This window comes from Streptomyces sp. NPDC002602 (assembly GCF_042889445.1).
GTDB lineage: Bacteria > Actinomycetota > Actinomycetes > Streptomycetales > Streptomycetaceae > Streptomyces.
On sequence record NZ_JBIAQX010000001.1, the window covers coordinates 585190 to 612164 of the forward strand.

The following is a 26975-nucleotide window of genomic DNA, read 5'->3' on the forward strand; positions in this document are numbered from 1 at the left end:
CGGGACGCCCCGGGCATCATCGCGACCCACACACAGACAGGGATCACATGCGCCACATCCGAATATCCATGCCCGCGGCGGCGGCCGTCCTCACGGCTGCCGTGCTCTTCTTCGCCGCCGGCAGCCCCGCGCTCGACACGGCCCCGCAGTCGCCCGCCGCCGCCTCGGTGGCGAACCAGGAGCAGGCGCCGGGCACCCGGGGCAGCGCCTACGTGTCCACCCACCTCTACTTCGGCACCGGGCGGCACAACGGCAACCCGCCGATCACGCAGGCGCAGTTCGACAAGTTCGTCACCGACGTGATCACCCCCCGCTTCCCGTCCGGCCTCACCCTCCAGGAGGCCCGCGGCCAGTGGAGGGACAAGGAGGGCGACATCAACCGGGAGAAGTCCTACGAGCTGACGGTCCTCTACCCGGTGGGCGAGGCCCGGGCGCGGGACGCCGACATCGAGTACATCCGCCGCCTGTACTGCAAGACCTGGGAGCTGGAGTCCGTGGGCCGCGCCGACGCCCTGGTCCGCGCCGACTTCTGACGGGCCCCTGCCGGCCGGCGGCTCCCGACCGGCTGCGGGGCCGGGCCGACGGGGCCGGGCCGACGGGGCCGGGCCGACGGGGCCGGGCCCCGACCGTCGCCGCCGCGCCGGGGCGCCCGGCTCGGGGCGCCCCGGACCGGCACGACCGCAGCGCCCCCGGGCGAGCCCTCGGCTAGGGTGATTCGGAAGGAAACAGGCCCACCAGCGACGAGGTCGGTGCGTTGGACACTTACCGGTCGACGAGCGAGGTGCCGGACCCGCCGGTGGCGACGGTCGGCTATGCGGGAGTGCTCCGCGAGCTGCTGCCCATCGCCCTGTGGCGGGAGGACGCCGACGGCCGCGTCGTGGAGTGGTCGCTGGCCGCACAGGACCTGCTGGGCCACCGTCCCGAGGACATCCTGGGCCGGCCCGGCACCGCGGTCCTGGTCCCCGACGCCAACCGGGAGCTGGCCGACGACCTGACCCGGCGGGTGCAGGCGGGCGAGACCGTCGTCGGCACCCTCCCCGTGCGCCACCGGGACGGGCACCGCGTGACGATGGAGATGTGGATCGTGCCCGCCGCCGACCCACAGGGCCGCAAGGGCGCCATGCTCATCGCCGTGGAGACCTCCGAGGTCCTGCACATGCGGGACTCCCTCGTAGCCCTCCAGAGCCTCTTCACCCAGTCCCCGATAGGCCTCGCCACGCTCGGCCCCGACCTGCGGTTCCTGCGCGTCAACGACGCCCTCGCCCGGATGAACGGGGTCTCCGCGGCGGAGCACCTCGGCCGGCGCCTCACCGAGGTGGTCCCCGGGGTCAACGCGGTGGCCCTTGAGGCCACCATGCGCAAGGTCCTCGACGGGGGCACCGCCGTCGTCGACGTCCGGCGCACCGGCCGCACCCCCGCCGACCCCGACCACGACCGGACGTGGTCCTGCTCGTACGCCCCGCTGCTCGACGGGAGCGGTCGCAGGCTCGGCCTGATCGCCTCCCTCATCGACATCACCGAGGGCCAGCGCGCCCAACTGGAGGCCGAACGGGCCCGGACCCGCTTCGCGCTCCTCGCGGAGGCCGGTACCCGCATCGGCACCACCCTCGACCTCAACCAGACCGCCCGGGAGATCGTCGAGCTGCTCGTGCCCCAGCTCGCCGACTCGGCCGACGTACAGCTCCTGGAAGCCGTCCTCGACCCCGACGAGATGACCGGCGGGACCTCCACGCGCGGACTCCTGCGCAGACTGGCCGCCACCTTCCCCGACCCGACCGCGCCCACCGCGAAACTCGTCGCCGGGCAGACCTTCCAGATCCCGGTCGGGACCGTCTACGAGCGGGTCATCTCCGACGGCCGGCCCATGAACCTCTACCTCTCCGACATCCCGGCCCTGATCACCGACCCCAGGGCCGAGCCCCTGCGCGCCTACCTCGCCACCCTGGGGTCGGCGCGGCTGGTCCCGCTGGTCGCGCGCGGCAAGGTGCTCGGCGCCGTGGCGGTGACCCGGGTGCGCGAGCGCGAGCCCTTCGACGAGCAGGACAGCGTGCTCGTGGACGAGCTGGTGGCCCGCGCCGCCCTCAACATCGACAACGCCCGCATGTACACCACACAGCGCCAGGCGGCCCTCACGCTCCAGCGCAGCCTCACCAACAGCGCCCTCCCCGAGGTCACCGGCCTCGAACTCACCGGCCGCTACCTGCCCGCCAGCGACCACGACGTGGGCGGCGACTGGTACGACGTCATCCAACTGCCCAACGGACGGACCGGCCTGGTCATCGGCGACGTGATGGGCCACGGGATCCACGCCGCGGCCGTCATGGGGCAGCTCCGCACCTCGGTACGGACCCTCGCGCGGCACGACGTGCCGCCCGCCCTGATGCTCCGCTCCCTCGACGCGGTCGTCGCCGACCTGGGCGAGGACGAGATGGCCACCTGCGTGTACGCCGTCCACGACCCGGCCGGCGGTACCTGTGTGATCGCCCGCGCCGGCCACCCGCCGCCCGCCGTCGTCACCGCCGACGGGACGGTCACCTTCCTCGACGGACCGCCCGGAACCCCGCTGGGCACGGGCGGGCAGGACTTCCGCACCCAGGAGGTGGCGCTGCCCCCGGGGACCCTGCTGGCGCTGTACACCGACGGGCTGATCGAGTCCCGCGACCGCGACCTCGACCACGGCATGGAACGACTGGCCCGCGCCCTGGGCCAGGTGGGGCGGCCCCTGGAACAGCTCTGCGACGGCATCCTGGACCTGCTGCCCGCCGCCCCGCAGGACGACGTGGCCGTCCTGCTGGCCCGTACGGTGCACCCCCCGCCCGCCTGACCCGGCGCGGCGGCCCGGTCACCAGGCCAGGCCCTCCAGCTCGTCCAGGTCCAGCGTGAGGGCCGCCAGCGGCTCCGCCGGGTTCCCGCTCAGCGGGAGCTCCGCCCAGATCACCTTCCCCCGCTCGGTGTACCGCGTGCCCCACCGCTCGGCGTACTGCGCGACGAGGAACAGCCCCCGACCTCCCTCGTCGGTGGTGGCCGCGTACCGCAGGTGCGGGGACGTGCTGCTGCCGTCGGACACCTCGATGATCAGCGTCCGGTCGCGCAGCAGCCGCACCCCGACGGGCGCGCTCCCGTAGCGGATGGCGTTGGTGATCAGCTCGCTGAGGATCAGCTCCGCAGTGAAGGCGATCTCCTCCAGTCCCCACGCGGCGATCTGCGCCGAGCCCGCGTTGCGCACCCGCGAGACCGCCGCCGTGTCGTCGGGCACGTCCCATTCCGCGATCCGCCCGGCGTCCAGCCGCCTGGTGTCGGCGATCAGGAGGGCGATGTCGTCGTTCGGCGTCGGGAACAGCAGCGCCGCCAGCACGTCGGCGCACGCCTGGTCGGGACTGCGCCCGGGCCGAGCCAGGGTCTCGCCGAGCAGCCCCAGACCGGTGTCGAAGTCCCGGTCGCGGTCCTCCAGCAGGCCGTCGGTGAACAGCGCGAGCCGGGTTCCCTCGGGCAGCATCAGCTCGGTGGTCTCGAAGGGCATCCCGCCCACGCCCAGCGGCAGCCCGGTCGGCAGCTCCGGGAACTCCACCCGGCCGTCGGGGTGGACCAGCGCCGGCCCGGGATGCCCGGCGCTCGCCAGCGTGCAGCGGCCCGACACCGGGTCGTAGACCGCGTACAGGCAGGTGGCGCCCGTGACCCCGGCCGCCTCCTCGACGGGCTCGCCGTCCTCCGCGTCGGGGCCGTTCTCGTTGCGGTCGATCCGGTCGATCAGCTCGTCGAGGTGTCCGAGCAACTCGTCGGGCGGCATGTCCAGGGTGGAGAAGTTGTGGACCGCGGTGCGCAGGCGCCCCATGGTCGCCGCCGCGTGCACGCCGTGCCCGACCACGTCGCCGACGACCAGGGCGACCCGCGTCCCCGGCAGCGGGATCACGTCGAACCAGTCCCCGCCCACCCCGGCCTTCGCGGGCAGGTACCGGAACGCGACGTCCACGGCGGTCAGGTCGGGCAGCACCCGGGGGAGGAGGCTGCGCTGGAGCGTCACGGCGGTGGCGTGCTCGCGGGTGTAGCGGCGGGCGTTGTCGATGGACACCGCGGCCCGCGCGCCGAGTTCCTCGGCGAAGGAGAGGTCCTCCTCGTCGAAGTCCTCGGGGGTGTCCGCCCGCCAGAAATTGGCCATTCCGAGGACCACCCCGCGGGCCTGGAGCGGTACGGAGATCAGCGAGTGCAGCCCGTACTCCAGCGCGATCCGGGTCCCCTCGGCGTCCTGGGCCCGCCAGCCGAAGGCGGTGCGCAGATCGGACGCGAGCACCGCGCTCCCCGCCGCCAGGGCTGCCGCCATCGGCGCGGTCGGCACGACGAACCGGATGACCTCCCCGACCGGCTGGAGCGGCTGGTCGGTGCGGACCCCCGACATGGCCGCCCGACGCATCTCGGTGTACGTCCCGGTGGGGACCGAGGGCTCCTCGCCGTGCAGCACCGGTTCCAACAGCTCGACGGTCACGAAGTCCGCGAACCGGGGGACGGCCACCTCCGACAGCTCCTCCGCGGTCCGCGTCACGTCCAGGGTGGTACCGATCCGCACCCCGGCGTCGTACAGCATCTGCAGCCGGTCCCGGGCCACCTCGGCCCGGCCGGAGAGCGCGGCGAGCTCGGTGGAGTCCCGCAGGGTCACCACGCTGCCCGAGGGACGCCCCGCGTACGGCTTGGTGCGGCGGACGTTCACCGCGAGCAGGCGGTCACCCGCCGGGTGGACCTCGTCCGTCACCACCCGCCCCGACGTCAGCAGGGCCGCCGTACGGGGGTCCAGCCCGAGGTCTTCCACGTGCTGTTGCTCGGCGTCGGCGGGCAGGCCCAACAACCGGCGGGCCTCGTCGTTGGCGAGCTGCAGCCGGTGGTCGGCCCCGATGATCAGCACGCCCTCGCGCACGGCGTGCAGCACCGCCTCGTGGTGCTCGTTCATCCGCGCCATGTCGGCGGGGCCCAGGCCGCTGGTCTGGCGGCGCAGTCGGCGGCTGACGAGAGCGGCTCCACCGGTGCCGAGCAGCAGGGCGCCCGCGGCGGCGCCGATCAGCAGCGGGAGCTGGTTCTCGACCGCGTCACCGACGTTCTGGACCTCGATGCCGGTGGCGACGAGGCCGACGACCGCGCCGCTCGCGTCCCGCACCGGGACCACGGCGCGGACCGCGTCGCTCGGGGCGCCCTTGAAGGACTCGGTGAAGGACTCGCCCCGGACGGCCCGATCGAGGTCGCCGGTGGCCTTCCGGCCGATCAGCTCGGGCCTGGAGTCGGTGTAGCGCACCCCGTCGGTCCTCAGGACGGAGATGAAGTCCAGCCCGGAGGCCTTGCGGGCGCCCTCCGCGAGAGGCTGGAGCACGGCCGTCGGATCGGGACTCCTGAGCGCGGCGGGCAGGCCGGGCGCGCGCGCGAAGGCCTCGGCGGCCGCCAGCGAACGGTTGCCGGCGTCCTGCCGGCTGTCGTACCGGGCCTGGAACACCAGCGCCAGCGCCGCCGCGGCGATCACCATCAGAACGATCACGGCCTGCAGCGCGAACACCTGACCGGCGACGCTGCCCGGGGCCAGGGAGAGACGCGCGAGCAGGCCCGGTGGGTGGCCCGCCGGCGGTGATCCCCGGGATCGACCCGAACGTCCGGTCATGAGCCATTTCTAACACTGTCGCCGCGGTTTGGGGGTGGCGGCGGCTTCCGCGCGGTACGCACGCGGACTCATGCCGACGTGCGCGGTGAACCGTTGGCGGAAGTTCACCTCGCCGGAGAACCCGGCCCGCCGGGCCACCTCCGACACCGGATGGTCGGTGCGCTCCAGCAGTTTGCGGGCCTCGTCCAGGCGGTGGTGGAGGAGCCACTTGTGCGGGGTGGTGCCGGTCCCGGCCGCGAAGTGCCGGGCGAAGGAGCGGGGTGACATGCCGGCCCAGCGCGCCAGCGTGGCCACGTCCAGGGGCTCGTGCAGATGGCGCAGGGCCCGTTCGCGTACGGCGGCCAGCGCCTCGGCGGTACGGTCCGCCGCGGGGGTGGGCCGGTCCAGGTACTGGGCGTGGTCCCCGGTGCGGAAGGGCCCCGTCACCATGGACCGGGCGATGGCCGCGGCGACCTCCGAACCATGCGCCTCCCGGACCAGGTGCAGGCACAGGTCGATGCCGGAGGCCACCCCGGCGGACGTCCAGATGCCCGAGTCCTCCACGAAGAGCGGTGCGTCCTCGACCAGCACCCCGGGATGGCGCTCGGCCAACCGGGGGGCGAGCCACCAGTGGGTCACGGCCCTGCGGCCCTCCAACAGCCCGGCCTCGGCGAGGATGAACGCACCGGCACAGAGCGAGGCCACCGGCACACCCCGCGCGTGAGCCTCCCGCAGAGCCGCCAACACGGGCTCGGGCGTCGGGTCGGAGGGCTCGGACAGTGCCGGTACGACGACCAGGTCGGCGCGGGCCAGCCAGTCCAGGCCCCGGTCGGGCGCCAGCGTCAGCCCGCCGGGCAGGGAGATCGGCCCGTCGTCCAGGGCGCAGCGCCGCAGCTCGAAGTGCGGGACGCCCGCGCGGCTGCGGTCGGGCCCCCAGACCTCGGTGATGACGGCCAGGTCGAAGGCACGGATGCCGGGCTGACAGACGATCGCGATCCGGTGCATGACTGCCATTGTGGCAGGATCCCATCGGTTCGGGTCCGCGGCGCTCCTGTCGGGTCCGGCGCCCGGCGCACAGGATGGGGCCATGACGACGAACGAGAACCCGAACCCGAACGGCCCCGCGATCGAGATCGCCGACAACACCGCCCTGGTGGTCGTCGACGTCCAGCGCGGCTTCGACGACGCGTCCTTCTGGGGCCCGCGCAACAACCCGGAGGCCGAGGCCAACATCGCCGACCTGATGGACGCCTGGCAGGAGACGGGCCGCCCCCTGGTCCTGGTCCGGCACACCTCGGTCCTCCCCGGTTCCGTCCTGGCCGAGGACCAGCCCGGCCACGCGTTCAAGGACTTCGTCCACAGCCGCCGGGACACGGCCGCCCTGCTGGTCACCAAGACGGTGAACTCCTCGTTCCACGGCACCCCGGACCTGGCGCGCTGGCTCGAGGCCCAGGGCATCGGCGGGATCGTCGTCGTCGGGATCCAGACCAACATGTGCGTCGAGACCACCGCCCGGGTGGGCGGCAACCTCGGCTACGAGGTCCTCGTCCCCCTCGACGCCACGCACACCTTCGACCTCGAAGGCCCGGACGGCCTGAGCCTGACCGCCGACGCGTTGGCCACCGCCACGGCCGTCAACCTCCACGGCGGCGGGTTCGCCCGCGTGACCACCACGGCCCGGCTCCTCTCCGCGGTCCGGGGCGCGGTCACCGCGTAGCCCGGGGGCGTGGGTCCGTCCCGGGCCCGTGGGGTCAGCCGGTCCAGGTCACCGCGTAGTGACGCAGCCGGCCGTCGTCCCGCAGGAACCGCATCCCGGCGGCGGCCATCACCCGCCCGGAGGCCGTGTTCCCCCGGTCGGTGTCCCCGTCCACCCCGCGGGCGCCGTGCGAACGGGCATGGTCCAGCAGGGCGCGCAGCGCCTCGACGGCAAGACCGCGGCCCCGGGCCGCCGGGATCAGCCCGAAACCGACGGTGACCCGTCCGGCCGCGTCCGGCGGCCCGTGGAATCCGGCCCCACCGATCGCGACGCCGTCCTCGCGCCCCCGTATCTCGTACGCGCCGAACGGCCCCGGATCGCCGCCTTCGGCGAGCAGCCGCAGGAACCGCTCCGCCCCCGCCCGATCCGCGGCATCCGGGTACCCCGGACCCCACCGGTCGTCCGGCGGCCGGGGCGTCCCGGCCGCGAGGTGTTCGGCCGAGGCCCGGTCCAGGGGCGCGAGCAGCAGTCGCGCGGTCGGCAATGTGGTCACGGGTCCTGCCTACCAGCCGAGCCCGACCGACCGGTACCGCATTGTTCGCGGGCTCCCGGCTCCCGGCTCCCGGCTCCCGGCTGCCGGAGACGCCGGAACGCCGCAGGCCCGGCCCCCGGACGTCGGTCGGGGGCCGGGCCTCGCGGGTCCTTCGGAGGTGTCAGAGCACGTCGGCGGCGATGTTGGCGGCGACCCGCTCCAGCAGGGGACCGGCGTTCGCGATGCACTTCGCGGGGTCCGGCTCGATCTCCGTCAGCGGGTACGCCCGCCGGATGCCGGCGGCCTGGAGGGCCTCCCGCTCCAGCAGCAGCCGCCCGCACACCGCGACGACCTCCTTGCCCGCCGCGCGCGCCGCCGCCGCCACCCCGGCCGGGGCCTTGCCGTGCAGGGTCTGCTCGTCCAGCGAACCCTCACCGGTGATGACCAGCGTGGCCCGCTCCAGGGCCGGCGCGAAGCCGAGCACCTCCAGCATCAACTCGATGCCGGGCCGGAACGTCGCGCCGAGGAGCAGCGCCCCGTAGCCGATGCCGCCCGCGCCGCCCGCGCCCGGCAGCACCGCGCACTCGGCGGCCTTCGGGCCGATCGACTTCTCCAGCACGACCGCGAAGTGCGCCAGCGCCGCGTCGAGCGTCGCCACGTCCTCGGGCGAGGCGCCCTTCTGCGGGCCGTAGACCGCGGGCGCGCCCTTCGGGCCCGTCAGCGGGTTGTCCACGTCGCTTGCGAGGACGAAGTCGACCTCCGCGAAGCGCGGGTCGACGCCGGACAGGTCCGCCGACGCCAGTGACGCCAGGGCGCCGCCGCCCGGACCGACGGGTTCGCCGTTCGCATCCAGGAACACCGCGCCCAGCGCCGCGAGCATGCCGGCGCCGCCGTCGGTGGTGGCGCTGCCGCCCACGCCGAACACGATCGAGCGGGCGCCCGCGTCCAGCGCGGCCTTCAGCACCTCACCCGATCCGTACGTGGTCGCCGTCAGCGCGGCGAACACGCCCGGGGGCAGCAGTTGGAGCCCGGAGGCCTCCGCCATCTCGACCACCGCGGTGCCGTCGCGCAGCGCGAAAGCCGCCGTGACCTGGTCGCCGAGGGGTCCGGTGACCCGTACCTCCCGGCGTTCGAAACCGGCCGCCACGGCGGCCGCGACCGTGCCGTCGCCGCCGTCCGCGACGGGGAGGGTTTCGATCTCCACGCCCGGGACGGCGCCGCGAAGGCCCGCCGTCACCCGCTCCGCGACCTGAACGGCCGTGAGCGAGCCCTTGAATTTGTCCGCGGCGATGAGCACGCGCGCGGTCTCAGTTACTGCTCCGCTCGTCACCTTGCTGATCCCTTGCTATCGAACAGTGCAGTCGCGCCCCCATGAGCGTATCCGGAGGATCCTCCTATGCCCATGGGTGGCCTGGGCCACACCCGGCGCGGCATCCCCTAAATCGGTATATACGGCTGCATAGTGTGGCCGCATGAGCGCCGATTCGCTGGAACAGCCACGTCCGGATCCTCCGGGCGCGGGTCCGGACGACCCGGGAGGCGGCACTCCCGACCTCCAGGTGGTCGCGATCGGAGTGCTCGCCGTGCTCGCCGTCGTGGCGTGGGCGGCGCTCGGCAAGGACTCCTTCGACACCGCGTCGAGCACCGCGCTCGCCTGGGTCCTGGGCAACTTCGCCTGGCTGTTCGTGATCGCCGCCGACGTCTTCCTCGTCATGTGCGTCGTCCTCGCCCTCGGCCGCTTCGGCCGGATCAGACTCGGCGCCGACGACTCCGAGCCCGAGTTCACGAACCTGTCCTGGATCGCGATGATGTTCAGCGCCGGCATGGGCATCGGCCTGATGTTCTACGGCGTGGGGGAGCCGCTCACCCACTTCCTGCACCCGCCCCCCGCCTCCGGGGCGGCCCCCGGGACCGGCGCCGCCGCCCGCGCGGCCCTCGACTACTCCTTCTTCCACTGGACCCTCACCCCCTGGGCCATCTACGGCATCGCGGGCCTCGCCCTCGCCTACGCGACGTTCCGCAAGGGCCGCGGCAACCGGCTCAGCTCCGCCTTCGTCCCGCTGATCGGCGAGCGGCGGGCCGAAGGACCGCTCGGCAGGACCATCGACCTGCTCGCCGTCTTCGCCACGGTCTTCGGCACCGCGACCAGCCTCGGCCTCGGCGCGCTCCAGGTGGCCAAGGGGCTCGAACTCACCGCCGGCGTCGAGGACACGATCACCGTCCAGTTGATCATCATCGGCTCGCTGTCGGCCGCCTTCGTGCTCTCCGCCTTCTCCGGCCTGCACAAGGGCGTGAAGTGGCTGAGCACCATCAACCTCGTGCTCGCCGCCGTCCTCATGCTCTTCGTCTTCGTCCTCGGTCCGACCGTCTACATCCTCGACGTGATCCCGGCGAGCGTCGGAAGCTACCTGCACCAACTGCTGCCCCTGGCGACCGGGACCGGCGCCTTCACCGACAGCGCCTGGCTCGGTGCGTGGACCATCTTCTACTGGGCGTGGTGGCTCTCCTGGGCGCCGTTCGTCGGCACTTTCATCGCCCGCATCTCGCGCGGCCGCACCATCCGCGAATTCCTCATCGGCGTCCTGCTGGTGCCCAGCGGCGCCACTGTCATCTGGTTCTGCGTGATGGGCGGTACCGCCATCCGGCTCGAATCCACCGGCGCCGCCGACCTCGCGGGCAAGGTCCGGGAGGGCGTGGAGGCATCGCTCTTCGCGATGCTCGACGCGCTGCCGCTGGGCACCGTCACCTCCTGGGTGGCCATGGTCCTGGTCATGACCTACTTCGTCACCAGCGCCGACTCCGCCTCCCTGGTCATGGGCTCGCTCACCAGCCGCGGCTCCCTGAACCCGCCCACCTGGCTCGTGGTCACCAAGGGCATCCTGATGGCCGGTGTGGCCGCCGCGCTGCTCCTCGCGGGCGGTCTGAAATCCCTTCAGACCGCGACCATCCTGGTCGCACTGCCCTTCGTCATCGTCATGTTGCTGCTCTGCTGGGCCCTGGTGAGGGAACTGCGCGAGGACCCCGGCGCGGGCCCCGCCCGCACGCACCCGCTCCACGGGATGCGCGACGCCGTCAAGGCGATGGTCGGCGACGCCGTCACCGAACAGGGCCGGGCGGGCCACCGGCGGCTCAGGCGGGTCGCCGAGTCCAAGGGGCGGGACGGTACGGACGGCGAAGGCGGCCCCTCCGGGACGTGATCCACACAACCGTCGGCGGCTGGGTAGGGTTGCGGGCGTGACCACCACCCATGACTACGCCACCTACATCGCGAGCCTGCCCAGGGTGCTGGCCGGCGCCGCCGCGCTCTTCCGGGACGCCGAGGGACGGGTGCTGCTCGTCGAGCCGAACTACCGCGCGGGCTGGGCCCTGCCGGGCGGCACCATCGAGTCGGACACCGGCGAGTCCCCGCGCACGGCGGCCCGCCGCGAGAGCGCCGAGGAGATCGGTCTGGACCTCCCGCTCGGCAGGCTGCTCGCCGTCGACTGGAGCGTGGGCCCGGGCCGCCCGCCGATGGTCGCCTACGTCTACGACGGGGGCGTGCTGGACGCCGGACAATTGGCCTCGATCAGGCTCCAGGAGGAGGAACTGCTCTCCTGGAAGCTGGTCGAGCCCGCCGAACTCACCTCCCACCTGCTCGGATCGCTCGGCCTGCGCACCCAAGAGGCGTACCGCGTAGAGGAGTCGGGCGAGAGCACCGCCGAGCTGGAGAACGGCCGCCGCCCGGCGGCCGCGTAGTCACCGTTACCTCAGGCCTACTTCGACCAGGACAGAATTCAGCGAATGATCACGATGTACGCCTGGCCCAGCACGGCCGACGGTCCCGACGCCCTCCCCATGGTCCACTTCACCACCGACGACCAGTCCAGCGGCGAGTTCACCCCCGAGGGAACCCCGGTGTGGATGTTCGACGGCGCGATACGCGACGGCGGCTGGGCCGAGTTCAGCGACTTCGAGGGGTGGTCGACCCCCGCCGAGGGCTGGCAGGCCTTCTACCGCCGCGAGGACGACCTCCTCGCCGTCACCGGCCCCGGCGCCTGCGAAGGCTGGTACCAGGGCAAACTCGGCGCCGACGCCGCGTGGGTGGCCGCGGCCGGCGAGCAGCAGAGCGTGGTGCTGCTCGCCGCCCCCGTCCAACACCCCTCGCTGTACGCCTACGCGGTGGAAGCCGGCGCCGGCTTCGCCCTGTTGGTGCCGCTGGTCGTCATATAGCCACCGGATCCGGCGGCCCATGGGACGGCGGCCGGGCGACCCGGGCGGGTCAGCCCAGTTCCTCCTGGGTGGGGGCGCCGGACTCGAAGGCCAGCAGCTTCACCTTGCGCTCCACCCCGCCGCCGTAGCCCGTCATGCCGCCCGAGGCCCCGATGACGCGGTGGCAGGGGACGATGATGCCGATCGGGTTCCTGCCGTTCGCCAGGCCCACCGCGCGTGAGGCGCCCGGCTTGCCCAGCTTGTCCGCGAGCTGTCCGTACGACCAGGTCTCGCCGTACGGGATGCGCACCAGCTGCTCCCACACGCTGCGCTGGAAGTCGGTCCCCTCCATGCGCAGCGGCAGCGTGAACTCGTTCAGCTCCCCGGCGAAGTACGCGGTCAACTGCCGCACCACCTCGGGGAACGGCGACTCGGTCGGCGCGACCCGCTCGCCGAAGGACTCCTCGGCCGGTCGGTGTCGCTGCCCGACCATGTACAGGCCGCTCAGGACGCCGTCGGTGGCGACGAGCGTCAGCGGGCCGTAGGGGCTCGCGACGACGGTGTGCTGCTTGCTGGTCATGACGGTCGGGCTCCTTCAGACGGGCAGGTGGTTGATGGCGTGGTCCTCGGTGGCCCACAGGTACTGCACGGCGTACGCGCGCCAGGGCCGCCAGCGGGCCGCCCGGGCCGTCAGCGCCGCGGGCGTCGACGGGAGACCGAGCCCCCGCGCGGCCCGCCGGACCCCCAGGTCGGACGGCAGGAACGCGTCCGGGTCGCCGAGTGCCCGCATCGCGATGACCTCGATGGTCCACGGACCGAACCCGGGCAGCTCGGCGAGCCTCGCCCGGGCGAGTTCCCAGTCGCTGTCGATGCCGAGCGGCAGCGAACCGTCCGCCAGCGCCGCCACGAGCGTGGTCAGCGTCGTACGGCGGCTGCGCGGCAGGGCCAGGGACTCCGGGTCCAGCCCGGCCAGCGCCTGCGGGGAGGGGAACACGTGCGTCAGCCCGCCCGCCGGGTCGGGATCGGCCACCGGCTCGCCGTGCGCGACGACCAGCCGGGACGCGTGCGTACGGGCCGCCGCGGTGGACACCTGCTGTCCGAGGACCGCCCGTACGGCGAACTCGGCCGCGTCGACGGTACGGGGCACCCGGCGCCCGGGAGCCTTGTCCACGAGCGGGGTCAGCAGCGGGTCGGCGCGCAGTTGTTCGTCGATGGCCTCGGGGTCGGCGTCCAGGTCGAGCAGCCGGCGGCAGCGGCTGATCGCGAGGGTGAGGTCGCGCAGGTCGGTCAGGGCGAGCTGGCAGCCGATGTGGTCGGGCCGCGGGGTGAGGGCGACGACGCCGGTGCCGTAGGGCAGGCGCAGGGTTCGGCGGTACGCTCCGGCCCGCCATTCCTCGACTCCGGGCACGGCGGTCGCGGCGAGGTGGCCGAAGAGGTTGTCGGGGTTGAGCGGGGACCGGTACGGCAGCCGCAGGCTTATGGTCCCCGGGATCCGGGGCGTGTCGCGGTGGGCCTTCTCGCCGCGGGTGCGCAGCTCGCTGGGGGAGAGGGCGAAGACCTCGCGGACGGTGTCGTTGAAGGTCCGGATCGAGGAGAACCCGGCGGCGAAGGCGACGTCGGCCATGGGCAGCTCGGAGGTCTCGATCAGCAGCCGCGCGGTCTGCGCCCGCTGGGCCCGGGCCAGGGCCAGCGGCCCCGCTCCCAGCTCGGCGTTGAGCTGTCGCTCCACCTGCCGGGTCGAGTAGCCGAGACGGGTGGCCAGCCCCGGCACGCCCTCGCGGTCGACGACCCCGTCCTGGATGAGCCGCATGGCCCGGGCGACGGCGTCGGCGCGGGCATTCCACTCGGGGGACCCGGGGGAGGTGTCGGGCCGGCACCGCTTGCAGGCCCGGAAGCCGGCCTGCTGGCAGGCGGCCGCGCTGGGCAGGAACGACATGTTCTCGACCTTGGGCGGCACGGCCGGGCAGGAGGGGCGGCAGTAGATCCGGGTGGTGAGGACGGCGGTGAAGAACCAGCCGTCGAAGCGGGCGTCCTTCGACTGCACGGCCCTGACACAGCGGTCGGTGTCGGTGTACATGGCTCCAGGATCCCGGTGCGAACGGGGCGGGGCTGGCGGTTTTCCGACATCAAGGCTACGCCCGCCGCCGTCCGGGAGGCCGCCGCACCGGGAACCCGGCGGTGCCGTCGGGCCCGAGACCCTACCGCCGGACGGGGCCGCCCCGCTCGGCGCGGGCCCGTCCGGCGCGTCCCGTCCGGCGCGGGCCCCGGGAAGCCCCGCGGCCCCGCCCTGCGCGGCCCCGCCCTGCGCGGGCCTCGGGAAGGCCCCCGCGGCCCCCGGAAAGGCCCCCGCGGGCGCGTCAGGCCCCCGGGGACACGAGAAGGGCCCCCGGCGCCTCGGCGGCATCGGGGGCCATCTCGGACAGCTTCACGGCGTGGAGCCTACGGAGCCTGGGTGGCCCGGGCCTCGCGCCGGTTGTGGCGGAAGGTGTTCGCGCGACGGGTCGTCGCGAACAGCGGGATCGTGGCCGCCATGGCGATCTGCAGCGCGCAGCCGGTCTGGAGCAGCAGCTGACCACCGGGGGCGTCGAACGCCCAGGCGGCCAACAGGCCCATCGCCGCGACGATCCAACTCAGCATCGCCACCGCGAGGACACCCCGCGGCTTGGGGTACTCGACCCGGCTCACCATCAGCCACGCCACGCCGACGATCGCCAGCAGCGTCGGGACGAACGGCAGCTCCAGCAGCACGATCGAGACGACCGTCAGGGCGCCGAAGGGGCTCGGCATGCCCTGGAACATGCCGTCCTTCATCGTCACGCAGCTGAATCTCGCGAGACGCAGCACCACGGCCAGCAGCACCACGATCGCCGCCAGCGCCGACATCTTCTGGACCGCGTCGTCGGCGACCATGCCGTAGACGAGGACGAAGTACGCGGGCGCCAGCCCGAAGCTGATCAGGTCGGACAGGTTGTCCAGCTCCGCGCCCATCGGCGAGCTGCGCAGCTTGCGGGCCACGATCCCGTCGAACAGGTCGAAGACCGCGGCGAGCAGCATCAGTATCACCGCCGTGGCGGCGCTGCTGCGGGCCATGCCCGACTCGCCGCTGCCGGTGAGGTGCGGGATCAGGATCCCGGTGGTGGTGAAGTACACCGCCATGAAGCCGCAGGTCGCGTTGCCGAGGGTGAGGGTGTCCGCTATCGACAGCCGCAGGGAGAGCGGCATGTCCTCGGCGTCGTCCTCGTCCTTGGCCTCAGGCACCCAGCCTGTGGCAGGAGTCTCAGGGTCAGTCACGGTCAATTCGGGTCACCCCCGCGGTGGTGGCCTGTCCGACCTCGACCGCGACCTCGACACCCTCGGGGAGGTAGATGTCGACGCGGGATCCGAAGCGGATCAGACCGATGCGTTCGCCCTGCTCCACCTTGGTGCCGGCCGGCAGGTACGGGACGATCCGACGCGCGACCGCGCCGGCGATCTGCACCATCTCGATGTCGCCGAGCTCGGTGTCGAAGTGCCAGACGACGCGCTCGTTGTTCTCGCTCTCCTTGTTGAACGCCGGGACGAACCCGCCGGGGATGTGCTCCACGGACGTCACCGTGCCCGCCAGGGGGGCACGGTTGACGTGGACGTTCAGCGGGCTCATGAAGATCGCGACGCGGGTCCGTCCGTCCTTCCACGGCATGATGCTCTGCACCACACCGTCGGCGGGGGAGATGACCCGACCCTGCGTGATCTCACGCTCGGGGTCGCGGAAGAACCACAGCATGCCCGCGGCGAGCGCGGTGGCGGGCACGGCCGCCGCGGCCCAGCGCCCGGACTTGCGCGCCCGGGTGAGGCTGAGCGCCGCGGTGGCGACGGTCGGCAGAAGCCACGGCGATGCTCCGCGTGCGAGACGTCCACCGAGGAGGCCGACGCGAGGTGCAGAGGTTTGGCTGTGGGGCATGGATGACCTTCGTAGCGGGTGATTGCCGCGCCGCAAACGGGGGGACGGGACGGCGGCTTTACTGGAATGCTATCGGTTGCGCGCAACAACTGGGCAAGCCAGAAGCCGAGTCGATGGCCGTAAGTCGGTCACTGGTAGTGACTCTTGCGTGGGGAATCTTTGCTCGATTCCCCACGAAAGGGACTTTCAGCCCTGCAGTCGGTACTCCTCCAGCAGGCGTCGCCCGATGATCATTTTCTGGATCTCGGCCGTACCTTCGCCGATGAGGAGCATCGGGGCTTCCCGGTAGAGGCGCTCGATCTCGTACTCCTTCGAGAAGCCGTACCCGCCGTGGATACGGAAGGCGTCCTCCACCACCTCCTTGCAGTACTCGGAGGCGAGGTACTTCGCCATCCCTGCTTCGAGGTCGTTTCGTTCCCCGGAGTCCTTTTTGCGTGCTGCATTGACCATCATCGCATGGGCGGCTTCGACCTTGGTAGCCATCTCGGCCAGCTTGAACTGGATGGCCTGGTGTTCGGCGATGGCCTTGCCGAAAGTGTGACGTTGCTGGGCATAGGAGACACCCAGCTCGAACGCACGCTGGGCGACACCGCAACCACGCGCCGCCACGTTGACGCGGCCGACCTCGACCCCGTCCATCATTTGGTAAAACCCTCGGCCGGTCTGGCCGCCAAGCACCCGATTGGCCGGAATGCGCAGTCCGTCCATGATGAGCTCGGTCGTGTCGACGCCCTTGTAGCCCATCTTGTCGATCTTGCCCGGGATGGTCAGGCCCGGACGGACCTCACCGAAGCCCGGCTCCTTCTCGACCAGGAAGGTCGTCATGGACTTGTGCGGGGCGGTGCCCTCGGGGTGTCCTTCGTCACTTCGGACCAGAACGGCCACCAGCGTCGAGGTGCCACCGTTCGTCAGCCACATCTTCTGGCCGTTCAGGACGTACTCGTCGCCGTCCTTCACCGCCTTCGAGGTGATGGCCGACACGTCCGAGCCGAGCCCGGGCTCGGACATCGAGAACGCGCCGCGCACCTCGCCCAGCGCCATGCGGGGAAGGAAGTGGTCCTTCTGCTCCTGCGTGCCGTGCTGCTTGAGCATGTACGCCACGATGAAGTGGGTGTTGATGATGCCCGAGACGGACATCCAGCCACGCGCTATCTCCTCGACGCACAGCGCGTAGGTGAGCAACGACTCACCCAGGCCGCCGTACTCCTCGGGGATCATCAGGCCGAAGAGGCCGAGTTCCTTGAGTCCGTCGACGATCTGCTGCGGGTACTCGTCGCGGTGCTCCAGCTCGGTCGCGACCGGGATGATCTCCTTGTCGACGAACTCCCGGACGGTCTTGAGGATGTCCCTCTGGTCGTCCGTCAGGCCGGCGGTCTGGGCAAGTCGGCTCATGGTTCTACTTCCCCTGTTCCTTCAGCGTGGGCCGGCCGGGCTGTTCGCCGCCGCGCTCCTTGATGTAGGTCTCCGTCGGAACCATCACCTTGCGCCGGAAGACGCAGACGAGGGTGCCGTCCTGCTTGTACCCCTTGGTCTCCACGTAGACGATCCCGCGGTCGTTCTTCGACTTCGACGGGGTCTTGTCGAGGACCGTGGTCTCGCCGTAGATGGTGTCGCCGTGGAAGGTCGGCGCCACGTGGCGCAGCGACTCGATCTCCAGGTTGGCGATGGCCTTGCCCGAGACGTCGGGGACCGACATGCCCAGCAGCAGGGAGTAGATGTAGTTGCCCACGACGACGTTCTTGCCGAAGTCGGTGGTGTTCTCCGCGTAGTTGCTGTCCATGTGGAGCGGGTGGTGGTTCATGGTCAGCAGACAGAAGAGGTGGTCGTCGTATTCGGTGACGGTTTTCCCGGGCCAGTGCTTGTAAACGGCACCGATCTCGAACTCTTCGTACGTGCGTCCGAACTGCATGGGGATCAGGCCTCCGGGATCTCGAACTTGGTGGTGCGACGCATCCCGGCGGCGCGGCCCTTGCCCGAGATGACCAGGGCCATCTTGCGGCTGGCCTCGTCGATCATCTCGTCGCCGAGCATCGCCGACCCCTTCTTGCCGCCGGCCTCGGAGGTGCACCAGTCGTACGCGTCGAGGATCAGCTCGGCGTGGTCGTAGTCCTCCTGCGAGGGGGAGAAGACCTCGTTCGCGGCGTCGACCTGGCCGGGGTGCAGCACCCACTTGCCGTCGAAGCCGAGGGCCGCCGCGCGGCCGGCGACCTCGCGGTACCCGTCCACGTTCTTGATCTGGAGGAAGGGGCCGTCGATCGCCTGGAGGTCGTGCATGCGGGCCGCCATCAGGATCCGCATCAGGATGTAGTGGTAGGCGTCCGCGCCGTACCCGGGCGGCTGCATGCCCACGACCAGGGACTTCATGTTGATCGAGGCCATGAAGTCGGCCGGGCCGAAGATGATGGTCTCCAGCCGGGGGGAGGCGCCGGCGATCTCGTCGACGTTCACCAGGCCCTTGGCGTTCTCGATCTGCGCCTCGATGCCGATCTTGCCGACCTCGAAGCCCATGGTCTTCTCGATCTGGGTCAGCAGCAGGTCCAGCGCCACGACCTGCTGCGCGTCCTGGACCTTCGGGAGCATGATGCAGTCGAGGTTCTGGCCCGCGCCCTCGACGACCGTGATGACGTCGCGGTACGTCCAGTGCGTGGTCCAGTCGTTGACACGCACGACCCGGGTCTTGCCCGTCCAGTCGCCCTTGTTCAGCGCGTCCACGATGGTGTGGCGGGCGCCTTCCTTGGCGAGGGGGGCGCAGGCGTCCTCCAGGTCGAGGAAGACCTGGTCGGCCGGCAGGCCCTGGGCCTTCTCCAGGAACCGGGGGTTGGAACCCGGCACCGCGAGACAGGAGCGGCGCGGCCGGAGCCGGTTGACCGGGGAAGTGGGCGTGGTCATGCGGGGACCTCCGTGCTTTCGGCGATGTCAGCTGTGTCGGCGATGTCGACCATGTCGGCGTCGTCAAGGGGGTGGAGCTTGTTGGCCTTGCGGATCTCGTCGACGATACGTCCGATGATCTCCGTGATGCCGAAGTCCTTGGGGGTGAACACGGCGGCCACGCCGGCCGCCTTCAGTGTCACCGCGTCGGCATTGGGAATGATGCCGCCCACGATGACGGGGATGTCACCCGCCCCCGCCAGACGCAGGCGTTCCAGCACGTCGGGGACGAGGGCGCTGTGCGAACCGGACAGGATGGACAGTCCCACGCAGTGCACGTCCTCGGCCAGCGCCGCCGAGGAGATCTCCTCGGGTGTCAGCCGGATGCCCTGGTAGACCACCTCGAAGCCGGCGTCACGGGCCCGGACGGCGATCTGCTCGGCGCCGTTGGAGTGACCGTCCAGGCCGGGCTTGCCGACCAGCAGCCGCAGCCGGCCGGAGCCCAGCTCGTCGGCCGTACGGGAGACCTTCGCGCGGACCAGGGCCATGGGGGTGCCCGCCTCGGCCGTGACCGCCACCGGGGCCGAGGAGACCCCGGTCGGGGCGCGGAACTCGCCGAACACCTCGCGCAGCGCGCCGGCCCACTCGCCGGTGGTGACGCCCGCCCGGGCGCACTCCAGCGTGGCCTCCATCAGGTTCTCGGTCCCCGCCGCGGCGTCCTTCAGCCGGTCCAGGGACTGGCGCACCGTCGGGAAGACGAACGGGTCGCCGCCGCCCTGCCGGTCGGAGGACTCCTGCCGCTCGGCCTTCCAGTGGCCGATGCGCTCGACGGTCTGCGCCTCCAGCGCCCCGTCCACCGTCATGATGGCGCCGTCCAGGTCGGCGGTGAGGGGGTTCTCCTCGGTCTGCTGGAAGCAGTTGACTCCGACGATCTTGTCCTCGCCGTCCTCGATCCGGGCCCGCCGCTCGGCGTGCGAGGAGACCAGCTGGGACTTGAGGTAGCCCGACTCGACGGCCGCCATGGCGCCGCCCATCTCCTCGATCCGGTCGATCTCGGCCAGGCACTCCGTCACCAGCGAGTCCACCTTGGCCTCGATGACGGTCGAGCCGGCGAAGATGTCCTCGTACTCCAGCAGGTCGCTCTCGTGCGCGAGGACCTGCTGGATGCGCAGCGACCACTGCTGGTCCCAGGGCCGGGGCAGGCCCAGCGCCTCGTTCCAGGCGGGGAGCTGCACGGCGCGGGCGCGGGCGTCCTTGGAGAGGGTGACCGCCAGCATCTCCAACACGATGCGCTGGACGTTGTTCTCCGGCTGGGCCTCGGTCAGCCCGAGGGAGTTGACCTGGACGCCGTACCGGAAGCGGCGCTGCTTCGCGTTGTCGATGCCGTAGCGCTCCAGGGTGACCTTGTCCCAGATGCGGCCGAAGGCGCGCATCTTGCACATCTCCTCGATGAAGCGGACGCCCGCGTTCACGAAGAAGGAGATGCGGGCGACCACCTCGCCGAAGCGTTCCTCGGGCACCTGGCCCGAGTCGCGGACCGAGTCCAGCACGGCGATGGCGGTCGACATCGCGTACGAGATCTCCTGGACCGGGGTGGCCCCGGCCTCCTGGAGGTGGTACGAGCAGATGTTGATCGGGTTCCACTTCGGGATGTGGTTGACCGTGTACGCGATCATGTCCGTCGTCAGGCGGAGGGACGGACCCGGCGGGAAGACGTGCGTCCCGCGCGAGAGGTACTCCTTGACGATGTCGTTCTGGGTGGTGCCCTGGAGCAGGGCGATGTCCGCGCCCTGCTCCTCGGCGGCCACCTGGTAGAGCGCCAGCAGCCACATGGCGGTGGCGTTGATCGTCATCGAGGTGTTCATCTGTTCCAGGGGGATGTCCTGGAACAGCCTCCGCATGTCGCCCAGGTGGGAGACCGGGACCCCGACCCGGCCCACCTCGCCGCGGGCGAGGATGTGGTCGGGGTCGTAGCCGGTCTGCGTCGGCAGGTCGAACGCGACCGACAGGCCGGTCTGGCCCTTGGCGAGGTTGCGGCGGTACAGCTCGTTGGACGCCTCGGCCGTGGAGTGGCCGGCGTACGTCCGCATGAGCCACGGACGGTCCTTCTGGCGCTCTGTCATCTCAGGCTGTCCCTTTGGCCCTTGAACGGTCTCAGACGTTACGGAAGCGGTTGATCGCGTCGAGGTGCGTCGCGCGCAGCTCGTGGTCGCGGACGCCCAGGCCCTCCTCGGGGGCGAGCGCGAGGACGCCGACCTTGCCCTGGTGGAGGTTGCGGTGGACGTCGTAGGCGGCCTGGCCGGTCTCCTCCAGGGAGTAGACCTTCGAGAGGGTGGGGTGGATCTTGCCCTTCGAGATCAGGCGGTTGGCCTCCCACGCCTCGCGGTAGTTCGCGAAGTGCGAGCCGATGATGCGCTTGAGCGACATCCACAGGTAGCGGTTGTCGTACTCGTGCATGTAGCCCGAGGTCGAGGCGCAGGTGGTGATGGTGCCGCCCTTGCGGGTGACGTAGACGCTCGCGCCGAAGGTCTCGCGGCCGGGGTGCTCGAAGACGATGTCGATGTCCTCGCCGCCGGTCAGCTCGCGGATGCGCTTGCCGAAGCGCTTCCACTCCTTGGGGTCCTGGGTGTGCTCGTCCTTCCAGAACTTGTAGCCCTCGGCGTTGCGGTCGATGATCGCGGTCGCGCCCATCGACCGGCAGATGTCCGCCTTCTGGTCGCTGGAGACGACACAGATCGGGTTGGCCCCGCCGGCCAGCGCGAACTGGGTGGCGTAGGAGCCGAGGCCGCCGCTGGCGCCCCAGATCAGGACGTTGTCGCCCTGCTTCATGCCGGCGCCGTTGCGGGAGACCAACTGGCGGTAGGCGGTGGAGTTGACCAGGCCGGGGGAGGCGGCCTCCTCCCAGCTGAGGTGGTCGGGCTTGGGCATCAGCTGGTTGGACTTGACGAGGGCGATCTCCGCCAGGCCGCCGAAGTTGGTCTCGAAGCCCCAGATGCGCTGCTCGGGGTCGAGCATCGTGTCGTTGTGGCCGTCGGAGGACTCCAGCTCCACCGAGAGGCAGTGCGCGACGACCTCGTCGCCCGGCTGCCAGGAGTTCACGCCGGGACCGGTGCGCAGGACGACGCCCGCGAGGTCGGAGCCGATGACGTGGTACGGCAGGTCGTGGCGCTTGCTGAGGTCCGAGAGGCGCCCGTAGCGCTCCAGGAAGCTGAAGGTGGAGACCGGCTCGAAGATCGAGGTCCACACGGAGTTGTAGTTGACCGAGGAGGCCATGACGGCGACCAGGGCCTCGCCCGGGCCGAGTTCCGGCACCGGGACGTTGTCCAGGTGCAGGGACTTGCGGGGGTCCTTCTCACGGGTCGTGAGCCCCTCGAACATCCCCGCCTCGTCCTTGTGCACGGTGATCGCGCGGTACGAGTCGGGGAGCGGCAGGGCCGCGAAGTCGTCGGGCGTGGCGGCCTGCGACTGGATGGCTTCCAGGATGTCCTTCACGGTGTTGCCTCCGGCGAGCGCTGATGAGGGTGCGCTGAGGGGTACGCGGGTGCGCGGAACGGGTGTGGTGTGTGCCGTCGGTTCGGCGAAGCGGTGGTGCTGCGACGCCCGTGGTGAGGCGTGCTGGTGCCTGGTGACGCAGGCATCCGGGGCGCGGTTCGTGCCGAGTGGGCGAGGACCGCGGGGACATCCGGACAAGATTCAACGTATGGCACCCCGTGTCACTCAGCAAGGCACCGCGTGCCAAAACTTTCTCTCATTTGCCATTTGACCTGCGCAGATGAGCGATGATCGATCAGGGTTACCCGCGAGTAGGGACAACTCGGACAAACGCAAATGGCCGCCCCCGGAACGGGAGCGGCCACTGTGACGCGGGTAACCCGCGTGAACGACGTGTGCCTACCGCTTGCTGTCCTGCTTGTTCCTGAGCGCCTCTTCGATGGTCCGCATGACCTCGTCGAGCGGGGCGTCCGTGCGGGCCACCGCCACCAGCACCTCGCCCTGAGCGCGGACGGCCGCCGCCGGCGCGGCGGGCGGGCCCGCCGCGGTGCGACCGGCCCCGATCCCCGACCCGAAGGTCTTGCGCACGATCGAGAAGGCGTGATCCAACTGCGCCTCCACGTCCCCCTGCCCGCCCGCCCGCAGCCAGCGCCGCAGCACGTGGTTGTGGGCCGTGACCACCGCCGAGGCGGCCACCTCCGCCAGCAGCGGGTCGTCATTGCCGTCGTGGTGGTCCTGCTCGTCGAAGTGGGCGAGCAGGTAGCGCGTGAACAACCGCTCGTACCGGGCCACCGAGGCGATCTCCCGCTCCCGCAGCGCCGGTACCTCGCGGGTGAGCCGGTAGCGCTCCACCGACACCGCCGGCGACGCGGCGTACATCTTCATGACTTCCTTGATCCCGCGGCACACCGTGTCGAGCGGGTGCTCGTGCGTCGGGGCCACGTCCAGCACGGCCTCGGCGCGGGTCAGGGTGTCGTCGTGGTCCGGGAAGATCGCCTCTTCCTTGGAGCGGAAGTGCCGGAAGAAGGTCCGGCGCGCCACCCCGGCGGTCGCGGCGATCTCGTCGACCGTCGTGGCCTCGTACCCCTTGGTGGCGAACAGCTCCATGGCGGCCGCGGCCAGCTCGCGGCGCATCTTGAGCCGCTGCGCGGCCGCCTTGGTGCCGGCCGTGCTCTCCGGGGCGTCGGAGGTCGCGGCGGCGCGGGGCGAGGTCTTGGCGGGCTGGGACATAGAGCGAAAGTACTTCATTCGCGCGGCAGGGCGCGCCTGAGGGGGGTGGGACGGGGAGGGATGCGGGGGAGAGCCGGCACTGCGCACACAGTGCTCGTCGGGAGGGCTCGCCTGCCGTGAGGGTCCGGCAGGCCCGAGCAGCCCTCCCCACGCATCCGGCTCGGGTGTCCGCCGGTCCGGGCTCGGCTTACCGGCGGGCGTACTCACGGAAACCGCGGCCGGTCTTCCGGCCCAGGCAGCCCGCCGCCACCAGGTGCTCCAGCAGCGGGGACGGAGCCAGACCCGGGTCGCGGAACTCCTTGTGCAGGACCTTCTCGATGGCCAGCGACACGTCCAGGCCGACCACGTCGAGGAGTTCGAAGGGCCCCATCGGGTAGCCGCCGCCCAGCTTCATCGCGGCGTCGATGTCGTCCAGGCTCGCGTAGTGCTGCTCGACCATCTTGATCGCGTTGTTCAGGTACGGGAACAGCAGCGCGTTCACGATGAACCCGGCCCGGTCCCCGCAGTCCACCGGGTGCTTGCGCACCTTCGCGCAGACCTCGCGGACCGTGGCGTGCACGTCGTCCGCCGTCAGGACGGTCCGGACCACCTCGACCAGCTTCATCGCGGGAGCCGGGTTGAAGAAGTGCATGCCGATCACGTCCTGCGGACGAGAGGTCGCCCGCGCCACCGCGATCACCGGGAGCGAGGAGGTGGTGGTCGCCAGGACGGCGCCCGGCTTGCAGACCTTGTCCAGACCGGCGAACAGCTCCTGCTTGACGGCCAGGTCCTCCGCGACGGCCTCCACGGCGAGGTCCACCTCGGCGAAGGCGTCCAGCGAACCGGCCGGCGTGATCCGCTCCATGGTCTCGGCGGCGGCCGCCTCGGTCAGCCTGCCCTTGGACACCGCACGGCCCAGGGACTTGCCGATCGCGGCCTTGGCGGCCACCGCCTTCTCCTGGCTGCGGGCCGCCAGCACGACCGCGTACCCGGCCTGCGCGAAGACCTGCGCGATGCCGCTCGCCATCGTCCCCGAACCGGCCACGCCGACCGAGGAGACCGGACGGCCCGAGCCGAGCAGGGAACCGTCCAGCGGGGTCTGGAGGTCACGGACGACGACCTGGCTGCCCGGGGCCTCGTACGTGTAGAACCCGCGCCCGGACTTCTGCCCGGTCAGGCCGGCCTCGGCCAACTGGCCGAGGATCGGGGCCGGGGCGTGCAGCCGGTCGCCGGAGGAGGTGTACATGGCCTCCAGGACGGTCCGGGCCGTGTCCACGCCGATCAGGTCGAGGAGGGCCAGCGGACCCATGGGCAGGCCGCAGCCGAGCCGCATCGCCGCGTCGATGTCCTCGCGGGAGGCGTACTTCGACTCGTACATCGCGGCGGCCTGGTTGAGGTAGCCGAAGAGCAGGCCGTCGGCCACGAAACCGGGCCGGTCGCCGACCGCGACGGGCTGCTTGCCGAGGTCGCGGGCCAGCTCGGTGACGGCCTCGACGGCGGTCGGGGAGGTCAGCACGCACGAGACGACCTCGACGAGCTTCATCGCCGGCGCCGGGTTGAAGAAGTGCAGGCCCAGGACCCGCTCGGGGTGCTGGGACTCGGCCGCCATCCGGGTCACCGACAGGGCGTTGGTGCCGGTGGCCAGGATCGTGTCCGGGCGGACGATCGCGTCGAGCTCGCGGAACAGCCGCTGCTTGAGCGCGTAGTCCTCCGGGACCACCTCGATCACCAGGTCGGCGTCGGCGGCCGCGCTCAATTCGGTGAAGGTGCGGAAGCGGGCGAGCACGCCGTCGCGCTCGGCCTCGGTCAGCCGCTCCTTGGCGACGGAGCGGGCCGTGGCGGCCGCGAGGGCGGCGCCGGCCCGACGGGTGGCGGCGTCGCTGACGTCGATGCCGATGACCTCGCGGCCGGCCCGGGCCAGGATCTCGGCGATGCCGGTGCCCATCGTGCCGAGGCCGACGACGGCGATGGTTTGCAGGGTGGACTGACTGGACGTGGACGGAAGGTCCATCGCGGGACTCCAGTGGAAGAGGGTGACGACTGAGGGGAGGCGCGCGGCCGCACGGCACGCGGACCGGAATTTCCGCACGAGATGCCCGAAGAGGGGGCGTGGAGCGGCGGACCCTGTCCCGGGGATCACGCCGATCACGAACATGCGGTACCTGGGGTACCTGGGGTACTGAACCGACTGGTACGAGGTGGCTGCGTCACCAGGCCTGCCCCGTACGTGTTGAAGCGAGAGTAACTCGCCGGTAACTGGCGCGCCATAGCGCGGAGATGTGACCTGTAACGCCTAAATGTACCGATCATCGATCATCGATCATCAGGGGTGCGCACATCTCGGGAACCCGGAGTGGCGGCGGCCCCGTCCCCCTAGGGTTGGCCGCGTGAACGACGTGCTGGAACGCCTGCGGACAGAGTCGGGGCAGTCGGCGGAGTACGAGGAGTTGCTCGCGGCGGACCCCGACGCGCTGGCGGCCTCCCTGACCCGTGCCGGCCTGCCGCTGTGGGCCCGCGAACTGGCCGCCTACCGGCTGGGGCTGGCCGGCGACCGGCGGGCCTTCGAGTCGCTGGTACTGCTCCTCAACCACCGGGACCCGCCGCGCTGCGAGGCCGCCGCGCGGGCGCTGGCCGTTCTCGGGGACCCGCGTACGGCCCGGGCGGCGGCCGCCCTGGCGACGAACGAACTCCGCACCGCCTACGCCCTCCACCCGGTCCGGTTGTTGGCGGCGCTGCGGGCCCCCGAGTCGGTTCCGGCGCTGATCCGCACCCTGTCCCGGCTCCTGTCGCCCCACGACCCGTACTGGCGGGTCGCCCTGGCGTGCGTGGAGGGCCTCGGTGCCCTCGCCGACCCCCGTGCCCGAGAGGTCCTCACCCGCGCCCAGTCCCACCCCCGCCTGGCGGTGGCCGCGACGGAGGCACTGCGCCGACTGGCCCCTGCCACCCGGGAGCGGAGGGAGCCGGCCGGCCCGGAGCGGGTCGACCGGGACCGGCAGGACCCGAAAGAGCCGGCCTAGACCGGAACCACCGCGAAGGCCTCGATCTCCAGGAGGAGTTCCGGGTGGACCAGCGCGGCGACCTGGACCGCCGAGGAGGCCGGGAGGCGGTCCGCCGGGATGACGGCGGCCCGGGCGTCCCGCACCGCCGGCAGGTGGGCGACGTCCGTCACGAAGTACGTCAGCTTCACCACGTCCGCGAAGGTCGCGCCGGCGGCCGCCAGACAGCGGCGCAGGTTCTCGAACACCTGACGGGCCTGCGCCGCCGCGTCGCCGACGCCGACCACCCCGCCCTCCTCGTCGAAGGCGCACTGCCCCGAGATCGCGACGAACCGGCCGGTGCCCCAGACGACATGGCTGTACTGGGGGCTCGGGCCGACGCCCTCGGGCGCGGCGACGCGGGTGAGGTGGTCGGTGCGGGGTGTGATCATGCGCCCATC

At 71.8% G+C, this 26975-nt stretch carries 23 protein-coding genes; 7 read left to right on the top strand and 16 right to left on the bottom strand.

Annotated elements, in window-relative coordinates; translation table 11 throughout:
• Window positions 1–47 precede the first annotated feature (47 nt).
• Together ACFYW3_RS02275 and ACFYW3_RS02280 are read left to right on the top strand one after the other, a co-directional pair.
• Window positions 48–533, top strand: a complete 486-nt coding sequence (locus ACFYW3_RS02275; RefSeq protein WP_351758911.1) for a DUF3574 domain-containing protein — start codon at window positions 48–50, stop codon at window positions 531–533.
• 221 nt (window positions 534–754) lie between these two features.
• Window positions 755–2824, top strand: a complete 2070-nt coding sequence (locus ACFYW3_RS02280) for a SpoIIE family protein phosphatase (RefSeq protein WP_351758909.1) — start codon at window positions 755–757, stop codon at window positions 2822–2824.
• Between the two features lie 18 nt (window positions 2825–2842).
• Here ACFYW3_RS02280 and ACFYW3_RS02285 read toward each other — a convergent pair whose 3' ends face one another.
• Together ACFYW3_RS02285 and ACFYW3_RS02290 are read right to left on the bottom strand one after the other, a co-directional pair.
• Complete coding sequence (locus tag ACFYW3_RS02285) at window positions 2843–5635, bottom strand: SpoIIE family protein phosphatase (RefSeq protein ID WP_389385278.1); 2793 nt, start codon at window positions 5633–5635, stop codon at window positions 2843–2845.
• A 9-nt stretch (window positions 5636–5644) separates the two neighbouring features.
• Complete coding sequence (locus ACFYW3_RS02290; protein ID WP_351758904.1) at window positions 5645–6628, bottom strand: helix-turn-helix domain-containing protein; 984 nt, start codon at window positions 6626–6628, stop codon at window positions 5645–5647.
• Between the two features lie 73 nt (window positions 6629–6701).
• Between ACFYW3_RS02290 and ACFYW3_RS02295 the strand changes: the two genes are divergently transcribed.
• A complete protein-coding gene (locus ACFYW3_RS02295; RefSeq protein ID WP_351758901.1) occupies window positions 6702–7331 on the top strand; it encodes an isochorismatase family protein in 630 nt (209 codons plus the stop codon).
• 34 nt (window positions 7332–7365) lie between these two features.
• Here the strand turns inward: ACFYW3_RS02295 and ACFYW3_RS02300 are convergent, their stop codons facing one another.
• Window positions 7366–7863 carry a GNAT family N-acetyltransferase gene (locus tag ACFYW3_RS02300; RefSeq protein WP_389385279.1) on the bottom strand — a complete coding sequence of 166 codons (498 nt, stop codon included), beginning with the start codon at window positions 7861–7863 and terminating at the stop codon, window positions 7366–7368.
• Between the two features lie 160 nt (window positions 7864–8023).
• Window positions 8024–9172, bottom strand: a complete 1149-nt coding sequence (locus ACFYW3_RS02305; RefSeq protein WP_351758895.1) for a glycerate kinase — start codon at window positions 9170–9172, stop codon at window positions 8024–8026.
• 142 nt (window positions 9173–9314) lie between these two features.
• On the opposite strand from ACFYW3_RS02305, the gene ACFYW3_RS02310 reads away from it, so the two are divergent.
• Genes ACFYW3_RS02310 through ACFYW3_RS02320 form a run of 3 tightly spaced genes read left to right on the top strand, consistent with a single transcriptional unit; the run spans window position 9315 to window position 12051 of the window.
• Window positions 9315–11039: a BCCT family transporter gene (locus tag ACFYW3_RS02310; RefSeq protein WP_389385280.1), complete on the top strand. Its 1725-nt coding sequence runs from the start codon at window positions 9315–9317 to the stop codon at window positions 11037–11039.
• 37 nt (window positions 11040–11076) lie between these two features.
• A complete protein-coding gene (locus tag ACFYW3_RS02315; RefSeq protein ID WP_389385281.1) occupies window positions 11077–11577 on the top strand; it encodes an NUDIX domain-containing protein in 501 nt (166 codons plus the stop codon).
• A gap of 45 nt (window positions 11578–11622) precedes the next feature.
• Window positions 11623–12051: a hypothetical protein gene (locus tag ACFYW3_RS02320; protein ID WP_351758887.1), complete on the top strand. Its 429-nt coding sequence runs from the start codon at window positions 11623–11625 to the stop codon at window positions 12049–12051.
• 49 nt (window positions 12052–12100) lie between these two features.
• On the opposite strand, the gene ACFYW3_RS02325 is transcribed toward ACFYW3_RS02320, so the two are convergent.
• The 11 genes from ACFYW3_RS02325 to ACFYW3_RS02375 form a co-directional block, all read right to left on the bottom strand.
• Entirely contained in the window at window positions 12101–12610 is a 510-nt protein-coding gene (locus ACFYW3_RS02325; RefSeq protein WP_351758884.1) for a methylated-DNA--[protein]-cysteine S-methyltransferase, read from the bottom strand.
• Between the two features lie 15 nt (window positions 12611–12625).
• Entirely contained in the window at window positions 12626–14107 is a 1482-nt protein-coding gene (locus ACFYW3_RS02330) for an AlkA N-terminal domain-containing protein (RefSeq protein ID WP_351758881.1), read from the bottom strand.
• A 362-nt stretch (window positions 14108–14469) separates the two neighbouring features.
• Window positions 14470–15252 (bottom strand): CDP-diacylglycerol--serine O-phosphatidyltransferase, encoded by a 783-nt coding sequence (gene pssA, locus ACFYW3_RS02335; protein ID WP_371591609.1) that lies wholly within the window; start codon window positions 15250–15252, stop codon window positions 14470–14472.
• A 61-nt stretch (window positions 15253–15313) separates the two neighbouring features.
• Window positions 15314–15970 carry a phosphatidylserine decarboxylase gene (locus tag ACFYW3_RS02340; protein ID WP_053681721.1) on the bottom strand — a complete coding sequence of 219 codons (657 nt, stop codon included), beginning with the start codon at window positions 15968–15970 and terminating at the stop codon, window positions 15314–15316.
• A 186-nt stretch (window positions 15971–16156) separates the two neighbouring features.
• The gene (locus ACFYW3_RS02345) at window positions 16157–17362 is read right to left on the bottom strand and encodes an acyl-CoA dehydrogenase family protein (RefSeq protein ID WP_267796086.1); all 1206 of its coding nucleotides are present in this window, start codon (window positions 17360–17362) and stop codon (window positions 16157–16159) included.
• 4 nt (window positions 17363–17366) lie between these two features.
• Entirely contained in the window at window positions 17367–17879 is a 513-nt protein-coding gene (locus ACFYW3_RS02350) for a MaoC family dehydratase (protein WP_053681718.1), read from the bottom strand.
• Window positions 17880–17884: 5 nt separating this feature from the next.
• A complete protein-coding gene (locus ACFYW3_RS02355; protein WP_267796087.1) occupies window positions 17885–18859 on the bottom strand; it encodes a CoA ester lyase in 975 nt (324 codons plus the stop codon).
• The gene (locus ACFYW3_RS02360; RefSeq protein WP_351758878.1) at window positions 18856–20961 is read right to left on the bottom strand and encodes a protein meaA; all 2106 of its coding nucleotides are present in this window, start codon (window positions 20959–20961) and stop codon (window positions 18856–18858) included. Before ACFYW3_RS02360 ends, ACFYW3_RS02355 begins: the two co-directional genes overlap by 4 nt.
• 31 nt (window positions 20962–20992) lie before the next feature.
• A complete protein-coding gene (ccrA, locus tag ACFYW3_RS02365) occupies window positions 20993–22330 on the bottom strand; it encodes a crotonyl-CoA carboxylase/reductase (RefSeq protein ID WP_351758876.1) in 1338 nt (445 codons plus the stop codon).
• A 399-nt stretch (window positions 22331–22729) separates the two neighbouring features.
• Window positions 22730–23560, bottom strand: a complete 831-nt coding sequence (locus ACFYW3_RS02370; RefSeq protein ID WP_351758873.1) for a TetR family transcriptional regulator — start codon at window positions 23558–23560, stop codon at window positions 22730–22732.
• Between the two features lie 187 nt (window positions 23561–23747).
• Window positions 23748–25550, bottom strand: coding sequence for a 3-hydroxybutyryl-CoA dehydrogenase (locus ACFYW3_RS02375; RefSeq protein ID WP_351758871.1), 1803 nt, complete (start codon window positions 25548–25550; stop codon window positions 23748–23750).
• A 376-nt stretch (window positions 25551–25926) separates the two neighbouring features.
• Between ACFYW3_RS02375 and ACFYW3_RS02380 the strand changes: the two genes are divergently transcribed.
• Window positions 25927–26556 carry a HEAT repeat domain-containing protein gene (locus ACFYW3_RS02380; protein WP_389385282.1) on the top strand — a complete coding sequence of 210 codons (630 nt, stop codon included), beginning with the start codon at window positions 25927–25929 and terminating at the stop codon, window positions 26554–26556.
• Here ACFYW3_RS02380 and ACFYW3_RS02385 read toward each other — a convergent pair.
• The gene (locus ACFYW3_RS02385) at window positions 26553–26966 is read right to left on the bottom strand and encodes a RidA family protein (protein WP_389385283.1); all 414 of its coding nucleotides are present in this window, start codon (window positions 26964–26966) and stop codon (window positions 26553–26555) included. The genes ACFYW3_RS02380 and ACFYW3_RS02385 overlap by 4 nt on opposite strands.
• Between the last annotated feature and the right edge of the window lie 9 nt (window positions 26967–26975).